The organism is Anaerobacillus sp. 63XJN7_5_ISO-PGPR-S23-430, assembly GCF_056173695.1.
In genome coordinates this window covers 1,637,464-1,651,299 of sequence record NZ_CM149686.1, presented here as the reverse complement: position 1 = coordinate 1,651,299, position 13,836 = coordinate 1,637,464, and the positions used below count along the sequence as shown (strand labels likewise).

Sequence of the window (13,836 nt, the reverse complement as noted above, 5' to 3'; positions counted from 1 at the left end):
GGAGTGACATAAATGGATCGTTTTGAACAAGCTTATGAAGAGTATGTTAAAAATAGTGAGGCATATCATACTCCACCAGAGGCAAATTCCACCCATATTACGGCTGTCCGCAAAAATGAGGATGGAGATTTAATTGCTTTTAAAACAAACACGGGAGAAGAGCTAGATTATGTCCAGGCTTTAGACGCTGCAAAGAATGGTCAACTTTCGGGGGTAGATGTATTTCAAAAGTATGGTAGAGAAATTATTCGAAGTGAGCCTGATGGTACGAAAGAAAATAATTTCGATCATTTACCAGAATTTTAAGGATGTCCGATCTCACTCCTCCGTTTACTTCTTGAACCAATGCAAAAAAAGCGGCACCTCAATGAAGTTGAGGTGCCGCTTGGAATGTATTATGTATGGTGATCCGTATTGGGCTCGAACCAACGACCTCTACCCTGTCAAGGTAGCGCTCTCCCAACTGAGCTAACGGATCAATTAAGACATTTATAAATATACATGAAGTTCTAAAGAACTGTCAATCCTTTCATGGGAAAATATTAGAAAAAAGGGCACCGAAACGATGCCCTTTCTTTTATCCGATTCGTTCTTCTTTATCTCGCTTTTCACGCTCTTCTTTATCAAGGGATTCTTCTCGATCACGCAGACGATGCGCAAGGCGACTAGATGCATTTGCCGCAATGCTGGCGATGAGATCATCAAGGAAGGTGTGAACACTTTCCCCTACTTTTGTATCAAGCTTTTCGATGATACCAAATTTTTGTTTATCAAGGTGACCGAATGTCGTAACCGCAATACTACCGTAGCCGAATACGGCGCCAAGTGCGATTGTTTCATCAACACCAAATAACCCTTCATCCGTCTCCACAATGGATTGAAGTGGTTCAGAAAGCTTCCCTTGTTCCGCTAGCTTATCTAGTTCAATTCCAACAAGAACCGCATGCTGGATTTCTCGTTTTGTGAGAACAGCCTCAACACTTTCGACACAGTCCTCCATGGAAAGGTCATCTACATATGGGGATTGCATTTCGTAAACAATTTCTGCAATATCCTCGATTGTAACGCCACGTTCTTTTATTAGGGCTTTTGCTGCTGCTTCTGTTTCTCTACTATGGATGCGCTTCTTCATAATAAGACCCCTCTCTGTAAACGATAAATAATTATGTGTTAGAATCATTATATCACTAATGTTTTTTACATTGTCAAACAATCAAACTATTTCAACAATTTTACGGGAGGCACTGCAATGAATCGAGGTACATACAAAGATGAAAGCATCTACAGTCACTATTTAAATGAAGAAATTCCTTTCCAAGTTTATTTACCATATAATTATTCACCACTATACAAATACTCTTTTCTTATCGCTAATGATGGGAGCGATTACTTTAAATTAGGAAGACTTGGCCGCACAGCCGATGAACTAATTGAAGATGACGAAATTGAAGAGCTCATTATTGTAGGGATTCCCTATAAAAGTGTGGAAGATCGCTGGAGAAAATATCACCCAGACGGAGAGCAGTCAGATGATTATCTTCGTTTTCTTGCGAATGAACTTGTTCCTTATTTAGATGAACAGTATGCTACCTACCATCTTGGTTATGGAAGAGGATTAATTGGGGACTCTTTAGCAGCTACAGTCGCTTTGCGCGCTTCTCTTGACTATCCAAGAACGTTTGGTAGGGCTATCCTTCATTCACCATATGTAGATGAGGCAATCATGAATAAGGTAGAGGACTTTGCCGAGCCTGAGTTGCTATCTCTATACCATATTATCGGAACAGAAGAAACAGAAGTACCTACAACAGATGGGAAAACAAAAAATTTCATTAATCCGAACCGTAAATTAAATAAAATTATAAAGGAAAAAGATTTTGATTATTTCTATGATGAATTCGAAGGCGGTCACCTTTGGAAGAACTGGCAACCGGATATGAAACGCTCTCTTTTACACATGTTTAAACTCTAAGTGAGTCAATCGTTTCTTATTTTTGAATTTTTGGTATAATTATAAATGGAACATTATATGACTTGTCATTAATGGCAATCGAGTATATTAACCAGGAGGGAATGGAATATGAAATACGGCATTGCAATTTTCCCATCGAAAAAACTAGCAGACGTTGCTAACTCCTTTCGAAAACGTTATGATCCGCACTATGCGCTCATTCCACCACATTTGACTTTACGCGAGGGCTTTGATGCAACGGAAGAAGAGATTCAGAAATTAACACCTGTGCTACACAAAATCTCTGATGAGTCTAAACCTTTTTCAATGCATGTTTATAAAGTAGGATCTTTTAACCCTGTTAACAACGTGCTTTATTTTAAAGTGAAAGACAATGAAGTTCTTGATGATTTGCATAGAAAGTTAAATCCTGAAGAGGCACTTTCGGAACGTGACTACAACTTTGTTCCTCACATTACGATCGCACAGAACCTTTCGGATGATGAACATTCTGATGTATATGGTAGCTTGCAGATGAAAGATGTTAATCACGAAGAAACGATCGATCGCTTCCAGCTTCTTTATCAATTAGAAAATGGTATGTGGACCGTTTATGAAACGTTCCATCTTGGCAAAGTTCGCTAATGGAAGTGAAAGTCGTTCAATCGAAGAAAGAGTTGGATGATGCTTTTCAAGTAAGACAGACTGTTTTCGTTGAAGAGCAAAAAGTACCCGCTGAATTAGAAATTGATGAGCACGAGAAACACGCTTATCACTTTGTAGCTTATGATGATCACCAACCTACAGCTGCTGGTCGTTTTAGAGTATTAGATCATATAGCTAAAGTTGAACGAATCTGTGTGCTAAGGGACTATCGTAAAACAGGCCTCGGACAGATTCTAATGAATTCAATTGAAAAACATGCGAAAGAATTAAACCTTAAAGAAATGAAGCTTAATGCACAAATGACGGCTGTGGGGTTTTATGAGAAACTCGGGTACACAACAGTTTCTGAAGAATTTATGGACGCTGGGATACCTCACGTCACAATGATAAAAGCACTATGACACTGGTTTCTAACCAGTGTCTTTTTATTTGTAGCTCCTTCGATTAATAATGTATCCTCTCTCCAACCTGAATATTTTTTCTTAAATATAATCGTATCAACAAAAAATTCTAAAAAACCAATTAAATCATCCTTTTTCGTGCATGCTAAAATTGATGCAAATTGAATTGGAGATGGTGATCTGTGGGTATTGGATCAATTACGTTAGAGCTACTCGTTGGCTTTCTAGCTTTACTCGTACTAACAAAGGCACTTGGTAAAACACAGATTACTCAAATCACACCTTTTGACTTTATCTCATCACTCGTACTTGGAGAACTTGTAGGAAATGCGATTTACGACAAAGAAGTCAATATTTTTTCAATTATCTATGCAGTCTTACTATGGGGTATATTAATTTATATTGTGGAATGGATTACACAGAAATTCAGAGGTACGAGAAGCATTCTTGAAGGAAATCCTTCTATTGTGATCAGTCACGGAAAAATTAATCGGCGTCAACTTCAAAAAAACAAGTTAGATATCAATCAATTACAAAATCTACTTCGACAAAAGGATGTTTTCTCACTTCGAGAAGTTGAATTCGCCATTCTTGAAACAAATGGAAGCATTAGTGTATTAAAGAAGTCAGATTATCAGCAGCCGACAAAACAAGATTTTGATCTTAAACCAAAACAGGGTTATTTATCAGTTGATATTATTTCGGATGGGAAAATCGACTGGGAAAACCTTCATGATGCTGGTTTCAATGAGGAATGGTTGAATAAAGTTCTTAAGGAGCATAACATCGATCATGCTGAAGATTTATTAATATTGGAGTGGCAACAGGATACAGGTGTTTTTCTACAAAAAATAGATAAGGATTAGGCGATCTATACTACCAATCCTTATCCCAATTTTAAATAACGTACATCCTTAATCATATGGATCATTGTGATAGGTAAATGAGATGTTTATGAAAAGAACCACAATCATCTACCTAAACTGTATAATTATTATTCTTGCCATTGGATCAATTTTGGATTAGGATCAAGAATACTTTCATACTGCCCTCTTTTTCCATATACAGCTTCCGGATCTAGTTTAAGATACCGGTTGTATTTCTCTGCTCGCAGTTCTTCGGTAGACCATCCTAAATGCTTAATTCTTAAACAAGATAAGCTATTGGGAAGCTGAAAAATATTCTCAGGATATCTTCCACAATGCTGTTTCTGTTCTTTCCATTTATAAATGAAATCGTTTTTGTATCTTAATAAAAAGGGACGATAAAGATGGTGAGCATTCCATTGTTCATCTTCTCGATAGTTCTTTCCGTCCCACATATCATAAATCCGGAAAGAAAACAGATCAAACTCTTCTTGGTTTGTTAGCGCTCTAAGTTGTTGAGCGACGCCGTCCTCAAACATCTCATCAGCATCCATGTTCAGAATCCAATCAGGATTTGTTTCAATTGTTTTCTCCCATTGCTGTTTACGGAGAGTGATTTCATTTGAAAATTTGGATTCGCTATTATGAATAAGGGTTAACGGAATATCCTCTAGTATTTTTTTGCAAATTCTAACTGAATTGTCCGTGCTTCCATCGTCTATGATCACAGCCGCATCAATATAATCCAGGTGCTTTCTTAATACATTTTCTAAGTATTTTCCCTCTTCATTTTTAATAACCATAGACAACGTAATTCGTGGTTTTTGAGAAGTTTTCAGTTTCTTATCCGCTACAGGCATTTCAATCACGTCTTCCTCCAAGTAATCATTTACACCTTCAAGGTCCGATTGCCGATAAAGATGATAAGGAGGGTAATGAGTGTCCGCCCATAAAGAAACACCAAGGGCACCCGCTCGAATACAAAAATGACGATCCTCTCCCCAAAATGTTAAATTCGGGATCTTTTTGAAGCATACCCCTTTTTCAAGCGCATTCCTTGAAAGTAATGTACATGCACCAAGCCCGCCTACTTCATAGACACCTGGTTGCCTTAATTGATTGATGAAATCACGATATCGCTGTGCTTCTTCTGAATCGTTTAGTTCTTCACCAGGTTTTTTTTCAAATTGAGTATACTCGTCAGTAAGCCATACTTGAGGTTGTTCCATCGCTTCAGGCTGCCATCTAGTCCAGAATACCTCGGATATAATATCTTTCTGTTGTGCAACTAAATGTTGAATCGTTTCCTTTTGTAAGACAAGGTCTGAATCCACTAGAAAGATATAATCAAATTTATGTTCTTTTGCATGTTCAATCATTGCATCCTTAAATTGAGCGACCTTCCATACGAGGCTTTCATTCCAATAATGTGTCATCTGATTTTTTCGGTACTCTTCTTCAGAATCAATATCCTTAATCATCACTTCCTGCATTTCCTTTTGAAAATCCTTTAACAATAACGTTGATTTCTTATCCTTATTGTCGTTAATAAAATAATAATAAAATGATAACCCTTCTTGATTTAGCCGTTTCAATGACTTCAGAAAATACCTTAGAATCTCAGGATCTTGCCGAATCGGGCTTGCTATTAAAACCTTCTTTTTAACTGAAAGAAGCCTTATTTCAAGATACTCTTTATTCTGCACATATTTAGAGTCACCTGGTCGAGTAACTCCCGCCATTTCATTATAGTAATAAGCAGTTTCATAATCTCCTAGAACATCATAGCAAACACAAAGTTGAATATACGGAATCCAATTTGAATAGAAACGCTTTTGGGTACCTAAATTATCTTCTTGAATGGTTGTTTTCGTAGCTAATTTATACCAAAATATAGCAGGTTGATAATCCTTCTTTTCAAAGAAATAATTGGCTACCTTACAGCAAAATTCAGGTCTTGGTGTAGTATAAGAAAAAGAATGAAGGATAAAGCGCAAACTGTCTGCCTTCTTACCAAGGGCAGCATAACAGTCAGCAAGCTTTGCACACGTTGCCACATTGTCTTCGATCCAGCCTTTTTGTCCTTCCAAAAATTTCTCATAATACTCAATTGCCGTTTCGAATTCGCTATGGTCTTTAAGCTCATTAGCAAAATAATACATATCTCTAGGAGTAAATTGTTCTCCACGTTCTAGCCTTTCTTTATAGATCGTTATATTTCTAGTTGCATCATGATGGATGGGATTATGAAGAACAGAAATCTCACTGTTGATTATATTACCACCAACTTCTAAATACTCATGAACTGCCCCGATCCACTTGAAATGACGCTCTCGCCTTACTAGACGATTTCGCATCAAACTCGAAGTCACATTCCCAAATTCATCTAAGGAAAGGTTGTAGTGCATCCTTACTGAATCGACAGAGGGATCGAGATCGTTCTTCAACTTCTTCAGCTTTTGACGGTCTTCTTCTAGAAAGACATCGTCCGCATCAAGCCATAGAATATAATCCATTGTCGCTTTAGAAAAAGCAAAATTACGAGCCTTCGCAAAATCATTTACCCATTTAAAATCAAAAATGTTTGCTTGATAACTTTCAGCAATCTCCTTTGTCTTGTCATCGGATCCTGTATCGATAATATTAATCTCATCAACAATGTCATGAATGGAATGAAGACATGTCCCTAATACAGCTTCTTCATTTTTTACAATTAAGCATAAACTGATTGAAACCAAATCTCATTCCTCCTAATAAATAGATCTATTCACTTATTTCAATGGTGGTATAGTTGGTCTTTTATAAATAACGGGACTCCCATGGTTACAAGAGGATGCTATAATGATTTAAACATAATCAGGGGAGTACCCGTTTTAGAAAGTTTATTCAAGTATTAGAGAGCTGTTATTTTTAGCTTCACCAACTTTCAGTTAGTAAAAATGTAGCCGTTACTGTCGCTGTACCTCCCTCCAAATTCACTGCCGCTAGCGTAACAATTTCATTCGTTGGGAGAGTGAAATCTATTAATTCATCCATACCTACTACTCTGCTAACTCTAGAACCACCTGAAGTTGCTCCTTGAAACACTACTTCCCCCGGTGTATATGTTGTGGCCGAATTATTCACCTCTAAAGCCGTCTCGGTATTTGGTATATTCGTATTAGCCGTAGGGAAATTCCCAAATGAACCGTTAATTGTGCCGCCTATTAAGACCTGATAAGCAACATCTAAAGAAGAAATAACCTGAATTCCTTCCAGACTAATTTGAACAGAATTAGCTCTTCCTGATCCTGCTGGAAACACTGATTTTCTCCTAAATGAAATGAGAGGTGTTAACGTTGCTCCAATTCCACTAACCGTCCTTCTCTCAGATGTAACCCTGTATATTGGATTATATCTCCCCACAATCCCGTATTGTCTCCCACCTACAAAAACGGAAAGTGCTGATGCAGTACCATCGTTATCGACCTGCGCTCTTAGTGGAAGATTGGGATCAACAAAACTTGTTTCTCCGGTTGGAGAGTATCTGTGAACCGTAATAACTTCTTGTGCAAGAGTAGTGGGATTTGGCAATACGACTCTAAATTCAATAACTCCATATCCATACCATGTAAAAAGAATTTGAAAGATGTTCCCTTTACTTAGCGAAAGAGTTGCTCCACTAGGACCGCTTCCATCTAACGGATCCACATTCCAGGAAGATTGATTAATAACCGTATCGACACCACCTCTTCTAACAGCTACAAAGGTATCTGTTGCATTCCGACCAAAGTAACCCCCGTTCTGATCATCAAACAACCCCCACCTTGTAACTTGTGTACCTGTTGGAAGACTGGGAAGACGGATTCCTATCCCCGCCTCACCAGCATACCCGGGTTCATACCTTCCTCTTAATGCACTATCCAGTGTAGCCGCGTCAGTGCCGCCTGTAGAAGTACTAACGCTATATTCAGTTGCATCATTTGTAACGGTTCCTCCGCCAGTCGTAGTCACAATATCTCTTATAGAAGAAACACCATAAACGGATGTCAATTCTACGATTGGCGTCCTTTCAGCAGTTCGAAGCTCATCAAATTGTGAACTAACATTTGGGCCAATATTAGTAATGTTTATATCCGCCAAAATCAACCCTCCATTCTCTGCAAGTCCTCACCATTCTTCAGTTACTCTGAACGTGGCAACTACGGAACCACTTCCTGTAAATGTTGCAACGGCTAGTGTCACAAATGCGGTATCAGGGAGTTCGAAATCCAACAAGGATGCAGATGCCAGCACTCGATTGTTCCCCTGGGTAGAAGCTGCTGCAAGACCCTGTAAGAGTACCTGCCCGCCTGTTAATGTAGTGGATGTAGTATTTACAAGTAATGCCGTTTCAGAGTTTGGAATATTCGTCGTTACAGTTGGAAAGGTGACAAAGGAGCCATTCAGCGTTCCACCGAGTAAGACTTGATAATAAATATCATCACTTGTTACTAGGTCAATCCCCTCTAGTGTTACACTTACTGAGTTAGGCCTACCTGACCCTGCTGGAAATTCAGTCTTACGTTGAAAAGAAATAACGGGTGTTAATGTTGTTGTTGCTGTGATCGTTCGTCGTTCAGATGTGATTCTAAATGTCGGGTTGTAGTTCCCTATAATTGAATACTGCCTGCCTCCAACAAATACCTGCAGCGCACTTGCAGTTCCATCATTATTAATCTCGGCTCGTAAAGGTAAGTTAGGATCAGCAAGACTCGTTTCTCCACTTGGAGCATAACGATTAACGGTTATAACTTCTTGTGCAAGAGTAGTTAGGTTTGGAATGACAACTCGAAACTCAATGACACCATAGCCATACCACGTGAAATCTATTTGAAATATATTACCTTTGGATAAATCTAAGGTCGTTCCACTTGGACCTGTTCCATCGAGTGGATCGACATTCCAAGAAGCTTGCGGAATAACCGTATCTACACCGCCTCTCCTAATTCCTACAAACGATGAAGTATCATCCACTCCGAAGAAAACACCATTTTCATCATCAAACAATCCCCACCTTACAACTTGAGTGCCTGTTGGCAGATCAGGAAGACGGACACCAATACCTGCCTCTCCAGAGTAGCCAGATTGATACCTACCTTTTTCCGCACTAGACAATATTGCTGAATCAACTCCGCTGGCTGTAGTCGTTAAAACAAACTCAGTATCATTGCTTGAAACGGTTGCACTACCAGTAGTTGAAACAATATCTCGTAAATCAGATAGACCGTAGACGGAAGTCAATTCAATAATAGGCGTTTTGGCAGCCGTTCTTAATTCACTAAATTGTGAACTGACATTTGGACCTACATTTGCAATTGTTACATCTGGATCTATAGTTCCAGTAGGACCGGTTGCACCTGTTTCACCTGTTGCACCCGTTGCTCCGGTTGCACCTGTTTCTCCTGTTTCTCCTGTTTCTCCTGTTTCTCCCGTGACTCCGGTTGCACCCGTTGCTCCGGTTGCTCCTGTTTCTCCCGTGGCTCCGGTTCCACCTGTTGCCCCGGTGGCTCCGGATGCTCCCGTTGCACCTGTTTCTCCCGTGGCTCCGGTTTCACCGGTTGCTCCCGTTTCTCCCGTGGCTCCTGTTGCTCCGGCTGCTCCTGTTTCACCGGTTTCTCCGGTTGCTCCTGTTTCTCCTGTTGCTCCTGTTTCTCCGGTTTCTCCGGTTGCTCCCGTTGCTCCTGTTTCTCCCGTTGCTCCTGTTTCACCAGTTGCTCCTGTTTCTCCGGTTGCTCCTGTTTCACCGGTTTCTCCTGTTGCTCCGGCTTCTCCTGTTGCTCCGGTTTCACCGGTTTCTCCTGTTGCACCTGTTTCTCCCGTTGCTCCCGTTGCTCCGGATGCTCCCGTTGCACCTGTTTCTCCCGTGGCTCCGGTTTCACCGGTTGCTCCCGTTTCTCCCGTGGCTCCTGTTTCTCCCGTTGCTCCCGTGACTCCGGTTGCACCCGTTGCTCCGGTTGCTCCCGTGGCTCCTGTTTCTCCGGTTGCTCCTGTTTCACCGGTTTCTCCTGTTGCTCCGGTTTCTCCTGTTGCTCCGGTTTCACCGGTTTCTCCTGTTGCACCTGTTTCTCCCGTTGCTCCCGTTGCTCCTGTTGCTCCCGTGGCTCCTGTTTCTCCGGTTGCTCCTGTTTCACCGGTTTCTCCTGTTGCTCCGGTTTCTCCTGTTGCTCCGGTTTCACCGGTTTCTCCTGTTGCTCCGGTTTCTCCCGTGGCTCCTGTTTCTCCCGTGGCTCCTGTTTCACCAGTTGCTCCCATTTCTCCTGTTGCTCCGGTTTCTCCCGTTGCTCCTGTTTCACCGGTTGCTCCGGTTGCTCCCGTGGCACCTGTTGCTCCGGTTTCTCCCGTTTCTCCGGTTGCTCCGGTTGCCCCGGTCGCTCCAGTGGCTCCACTCAATTGGGCACCTATCAATTCAGAAGAAACCAAACGATGGGCCGTGACCAATTGACCTGCAGCGTTTTTACCCCAGGCAGATACTTCAATATTTTTTTCAGCGGCCCCACCCGTAGTGAAATTAAACTCAAATGCATCAAAATTAGCCGCAAAAGTCTTAGTTATAACTTGATTCGGTGCAATACTGAACAATTCTTGAACATATAAAGTTCTGGTGTTACTTAATATATATCCTTCGATATAGACAGTTCCGTTCAACGTTGAACTTCGATTTGTTATTTTCGCTGAAAACTGTTGTGTTGCTCTGACACCATTTACTGGAGCGTTTTCGATTGGCCCAGTGTATAATATTGGCATTTTACCCCCCTTTTCCCATTAAAAGCTTCACTTCAACCGTTTGTTAAGGAAAGTAAAATTCCGCTATTTAATCTACTTTCAATTCAGATAGAACAAGTCTATGTGCAGGTTGCAATGTGCCGTTCGACTTTCCCCAAACAGATATTCCTGTTTGCGCCATTGCAAGGCCAGTGATATTAAACGAAAATTGATAACCATCAAGATCTGCAAAATAAGTCTTTGAAACGACACCATTCACAGGAATAGTTATTAGTTCTAAGACATACACCGTCTGAGTTCCGTTTAGTTGCTTCCCCACTATTTCTACTGTAGAGGTATTGATAGGACTACGATTCGAAATCTTGATTGTCACCTGTTGCGTTGTCCTGATACCATTAGTAGGTTTATTTTCAATTGGCCCAGTCGTCAAAATAAGCAACTTCTCTCCTCCTTACCCTATTCACTTCAAGCGACTTAATCACCTCACTTGATCCAGATGACCCTATCTGAAGTGAAAATCCCCGCGTCATTTTTGGAAGGTCTGTCATTACTAAGTTGCATCTTAAACAATATATGATGATCTCTTTCTAATATGAGAAAAATTAGCGGAACACCCCTTTACTTCTAATACATACACATATCACACTTAAACCATCGACCATATTATGTAATAAAATATTGAATGATTTCACAACAAAAAAAGAGCAGAATATTCTGCTCTTAGAACCAATTAAAGCCACCTTTGTTCGTATCTTCTGCTTCTTCCCTTTTCTCCTCATCATTCGATCCAAAAAATCCCCAAGGGTCTCGCTTGTTTTCTCTATTTTCTTCTATATCTTCATATCGTTTATGTTCACGGTCATTGCGGATAATAACTTCATTAGCTTTAACGATCAGTTTATCAACGTGAATGACTTGCGGTTTTCTCTTTTTCTCAGACATTCTAAATCCTCCCCCTCTTATCCTCTTACTTCACATTATCCTATGCAAAAGGAGGATAGTGGGTATGGGCGCCATCTATATTAGTAGCTCAAGGCTATTTGATTTGAAACTTTTATTTTATAATTCTCTTTTTGAAAATAAACAAATCCTTCAATAATAACAGGCTCTTTAAATTCAGATTTAATTGGAATTTGAAAACTTTCGATCCCGATCTTATCTCCAGGCTTCAATATCACTGGGTGTAACGGAGAAACCCAAATTTCCCCCTTCTCTTTTGATTTCTCTAACCAATCATGATCAGGAAATACCCACTGAATTCGATCGCTTGCATCAACACCTTTTGTTTCTACATCATCAATGGAATAAATACGCCCTTTTAAGGTAGCTGCTTCTCTCGGCAAAAAGCGAAAGCAAACAAGAGGATTACGCAATTTCGTTGTTCCACAATTTTCAATTTGTAAATCTCCACGAATCATAACCGTCTGTTTATCGCTAATAATTATAGAAGTATTGAAGTAGCTCACAGCGTAAGTCTCAGCTATTTCATCTGTTTCCTTGACTGACTCTGATACTTCTTCGTTCTTTTGATACTGCGCCCGCTTCTCAAGGTTTTTCACTTTTCCTTGATAATGCTGAAGCCGCTTGTCTTTTTCATTGATCTCTATTTGCATCTCTGCAAGAAGGTTTTCATATCCTTGTATCCTTACATCATCTTGCCCAATACTTTTCTTCTCTTCTACTTCTTCCTTAATAAGCACATGCTCTTTTGCCTGGTTTTCAAGCTCTTTTTCTAATAAATTTAACTCTTCCTGCAAATGAGCGATCGTTTTCTCCTGCTCCTTACTTAACTCGATTTGCTTCTCAAGCGAAGCTAATTGATCGTTCGCAAAAATAAGTTCCTTCTCAAGTTCCAGCGATTTTTCTTGAAAATATTTCGTACGTGAAATGAGACGAGAATAACTCAATTTTTCACCCTGCATGGAACCTCCCCCTCTCTAACCAGCGCTACATTCTATATGTATGAGTGATAGGTCTCTTTTCATAACAAAAAAGTGCAGGATATGATCTCCTGCACTACTGATTTATGACTGTTTCTTGTATTTAATATCATCAAATGTGATGCAATCATCAACGGTAAGATCGCCTTCTTCAACTTCCACAGTTCCTGTATTAAAGACAACTTTTCCTCTACGGTTTAATAAATGCACTTCAAACCACTGATCGTCGTCTGCGTCAACTACAGCAAGTTTAAAGTCAAACGTACGACCGCGATCCGTTACACCGCTACCTTCAACGATGAACTTCAAACCATCTCCACATTCTTCGCACTTAAGAGTATCTTGATCAAAACTCGTTGCAGTGAATGTAAAATCGTTCTTTCCATCGCTTGAGTCTGTGTCATGGAAATTAAGTTTCATAGAGCTTCCAGTAAGACTACAATTATCACAAATGTTTACAAGCAATGTTGCTTTACCAGAATCATCATCACAGTCTATTTCTCCACTCGCTTCCCCACTTAGTGAGCAATCACAATTTGGACGAGGGAAGATGTCTGGACACTGTTCCGGGAATTCAATTGGAGGACACTCATCGATCAAGTCAGGTGCAATTAGATCATTATCACGAGGTGAACAGAACTTCGCAAGAACCTCTAGTTTCACTTCAGCTTCTACTTGAATGTCTACACAGAAAATAACTTCTAGATCAAATGAAGATGGTGCAGGACAGTTTAATAATACAGTTCCTGAAGGAATGCGGCATACAATTTTAGTGATTCGACAGAAGAGATCTGTTCCATTCGGGAAGCATAGCACAAATGATTCAAGAACAGATGCGTTGCAATCGACCTCTGTTACTAAATCGCCATGTCGGTCGACAACCTTCACCTTTACATCAGTTGTAAATAAAAGGTCAACGAGTTGAGCATCTGCAAATCCCCCACCAGGAATTGCTACGCTAACATCCCGTTTTTCTCCAATTTGTTCACAGAAAAAGTCATCTTCTGTATGCTCGCTGCCTGAGAGTGGGAACAAAGGAGGTGCTTCTGGTGTTTTACATACAATACGAAGGGGACGGCGGCTTGGATCTTCCATAGCACATTCGATCTTTTTAAGCTCATGATCTGTAAATTTGATTTTCTTCTTTACAGAAAGCTGATCGGTTACCCAATCGTATACTTTTTGAACGCGAATGCACTCATCCTGTAGGCTATTTGTAGCTGTAGGAACGGTGCGTTGCTTATGTTGTTTGTGACCCATATCGTTCC

Annotated in this window: 13 protein-coding genes and 1 tRNA gene; 5 read left to right on the top strand and 9 right to left on the bottom strand. The window is 40.2% G+C overall.

Features of this window, described 5'->3' with window-relative positions; genetic code table 11:
• The first annotated feature begins 12 nt into the window (after positions 1–12).
• On the top strand, positions 13–306 hold the full coding sequence (locus tag AC0VYJ_RS08960) for a DUF3892 domain-containing protein (RefSeq protein WP_430241993.1): 294 nt from the start codon (positions 13–15) through the stop codon (positions 304–306).
• Positions 307–402: 96 nt separating this feature from the next.
• On the opposite strand, the gene AC0VYJ_RS08955 is transcribed toward AC0VYJ_RS08960, so the two are convergent.
• Positions 403–478: transfer RNA gene (locus AC0VYJ_RS08955), tRNA-Val, on the bottom strand.
• Between the two features lie 99 nt (positions 479–577).
• On the bottom strand, positions 578–1,132 hold the full coding sequence (locus tag AC0VYJ_RS08950; RefSeq protein WP_194221240.1) for a phosphatidylglycerophosphatase A family protein: 555 nt from the start codon (positions 1,130–1,132) through the stop codon (positions 578–580).
• 117 nt (positions 1,133–1,249) lie between these two features.
• On the opposite strand from AC0VYJ_RS08950, the gene AC0VYJ_RS08945 reads away from it, so the two are divergent.
• From AC0VYJ_RS08945 to AC0VYJ_RS08930, 4 genes are all read left to right on the top strand, one after another.
• Positions 1,250–1,972, top strand: a complete 723-nt coding sequence (locus AC0VYJ_RS08945) for an alpha/beta hydrolase (protein WP_475367204.1) — start codon at positions 1,250–1,252, stop codon at positions 1,970–1,972.
• 108 nt (positions 1,973–2,080) lie between these two features.
• A complete protein-coding gene (locus tag AC0VYJ_RS08940) occupies positions 2,081–2,596 on the top strand; it encodes a YjcG family protein (protein WP_430242043.1) in 516 nt (171 codons plus the stop codon).
• Positions 2,596–3,018, top strand: a complete 423-nt coding sequence (locus AC0VYJ_RS08935) for a GNAT family N-acetyltransferase (protein ID WP_475367203.1) — start codon at positions 2,596–2,598, stop codon at positions 3,016–3,018. The genes AC0VYJ_RS08940 and AC0VYJ_RS08935 overlap by 1 nt, the downstream gene beginning before the upstream one ends.
• Positions 3,019–3,200: 182 nt before the next feature.
• Complete coding sequence (locus tag AC0VYJ_RS08930) at positions 3,201–3,884, top strand: DUF421 domain-containing protein (protein ID WP_475367202.1); 684 nt, start codon at positions 3,201–3,203, stop codon at positions 3,882–3,884.
• Positions 3,885–4,012: 128 nt separating this feature from the next.
• Here the strand turns inward: AC0VYJ_RS08930 and AC0VYJ_RS08925 are convergent, their stop codons facing one another.
• The 7 genes from AC0VYJ_RS08925 to AC0VYJ_RS08895 all read right to left on the bottom strand — a co-directional run bounded on the left by AC0VYJ_RS08925 (position 4,013) and on the right by AC0VYJ_RS08895 (position 13,828).
• Entirely contained in the window at positions 4,013–6,622 is a 2,610-nt protein-coding gene (locus AC0VYJ_RS08925) for a glycosyltransferase (protein WP_430242049.1), read from the bottom strand.
• Between the two features lie 178 nt (positions 6,623–6,800).
• A complete protein-coding gene (locus AC0VYJ_RS08920) occupies positions 6,801–8,006 on the bottom strand; it encodes a hypothetical protein (protein WP_475367201.1) in 1,206 nt (401 codons plus the stop codon).
• A gap of 27 nt (positions 8,007–8,033) precedes the next feature.
• Positions 8,034–10,649: a hypothetical protein gene (locus AC0VYJ_RS08915; RefSeq protein ID WP_475367200.1), complete on the bottom strand. Its 2,616-nt coding sequence runs from the start codon at positions 10,647–10,649 to the stop codon at positions 8,034–8,036.
• 67 nt (positions 10,650–10,716) lie between these two features.
• A complete protein-coding gene (locus tag AC0VYJ_RS08910; RefSeq protein WP_430242053.1) occupies positions 10,717–11,067 on the bottom strand; it encodes a hypothetical protein in 351 nt (116 codons plus the stop codon).
• Positions 11,068–11,348: 281 nt separating this feature from the next.
• A complete protein-coding gene (locus tag AC0VYJ_RS08905; RefSeq protein WP_475367199.1) occupies positions 11,349–11,570 on the bottom strand; it encodes a hypothetical protein in 222 nt (73 codons plus the stop codon).
• Between the two features lie 80 nt (positions 11,571–11,650).
• Complete coding sequence (locus AC0VYJ_RS08900) at positions 11,651–12,550, bottom strand: hypothetical protein (protein ID WP_430242056.1); 900 nt, start codon at positions 12,548–12,550, stop codon at positions 11,651–11,653.
• 102 nt (positions 12,551–12,652) lie between these two features.
• Complete coding sequence (locus AC0VYJ_RS08895) at positions 12,653–13,828, bottom strand: BMQ_0737 family morphogenetic spore coat protein (RefSeq protein ID WP_430242058.1); 1,176 nt, start codon at positions 13,826–13,828, stop codon at positions 12,653–12,655.
• Positions 13,829–13,836: the final 8 nt, after the last annotated feature.

Bases quoted from the DNA above. Each gene is read 5' to 3' on its own strand.
- AC0VYJ_RS08960 (WP_430241993.1), top strand. From the start codon at position 13: ATGGATCGTTTTGAACAAGCTTATGAAGAGTATGTTAAAAATAGTGAG.
- AC0VYJ_RS08950 (WP_194221240.1), bottom strand. From the start codon at position 1,132: ATGAAGAAGCGCATCCATAGTAGAGAAACAGAAGCAGCAGCAAAAGCC.
- AC0VYJ_RS08945 (WP_475367204.1), top strand. From the start codon at position 1,250: ATGAATCGAGGTACATACAAAGATGAAAGCATCTACAGTCACTATTTA.
- AC0VYJ_RS08940 (WP_430242043.1), top strand. From the start codon at position 2,081: ATGAAATACGGCATTGCAATTTTCCCATCGAAAAAACTAGCAGACGTT.
- AC0VYJ_RS08935 (WP_475367203.1), top strand. From the start codon at position 2,596: ATGGAAGTGAAAGTCGTTCAATCGAAGAAAGAGTTGGATGATGCTTTT.
- AC0VYJ_RS08915 (WP_475367200.1), bottom strand. From the start codon at position 10,649: ATGCCAATATTATACACTGGGCCAATCGAAAACGCTCCAGTAAATGGT.
- AC0VYJ_RS08905 (WP_475367199.1), bottom strand. From the start codon at position 11,570: ATGTCTGAGAAAAAGAGAAAACCGCAAGTCATTCACGTTGATAAACTG.
- AC0VYJ_RS08900 (WP_430242056.1), bottom strand. From the start codon at position 12,550: ATGCAGGGTGAAAAATTGAGTTATTCTCGTCTCATTTCACGTACGAAA.
- AC0VYJ_RS08895 (WP_430242058.1), bottom strand. From the start codon at position 13,828: ATGGGTCACAAACAACATAAGCAACGCACCGTTCCTACAGCTACAAAT.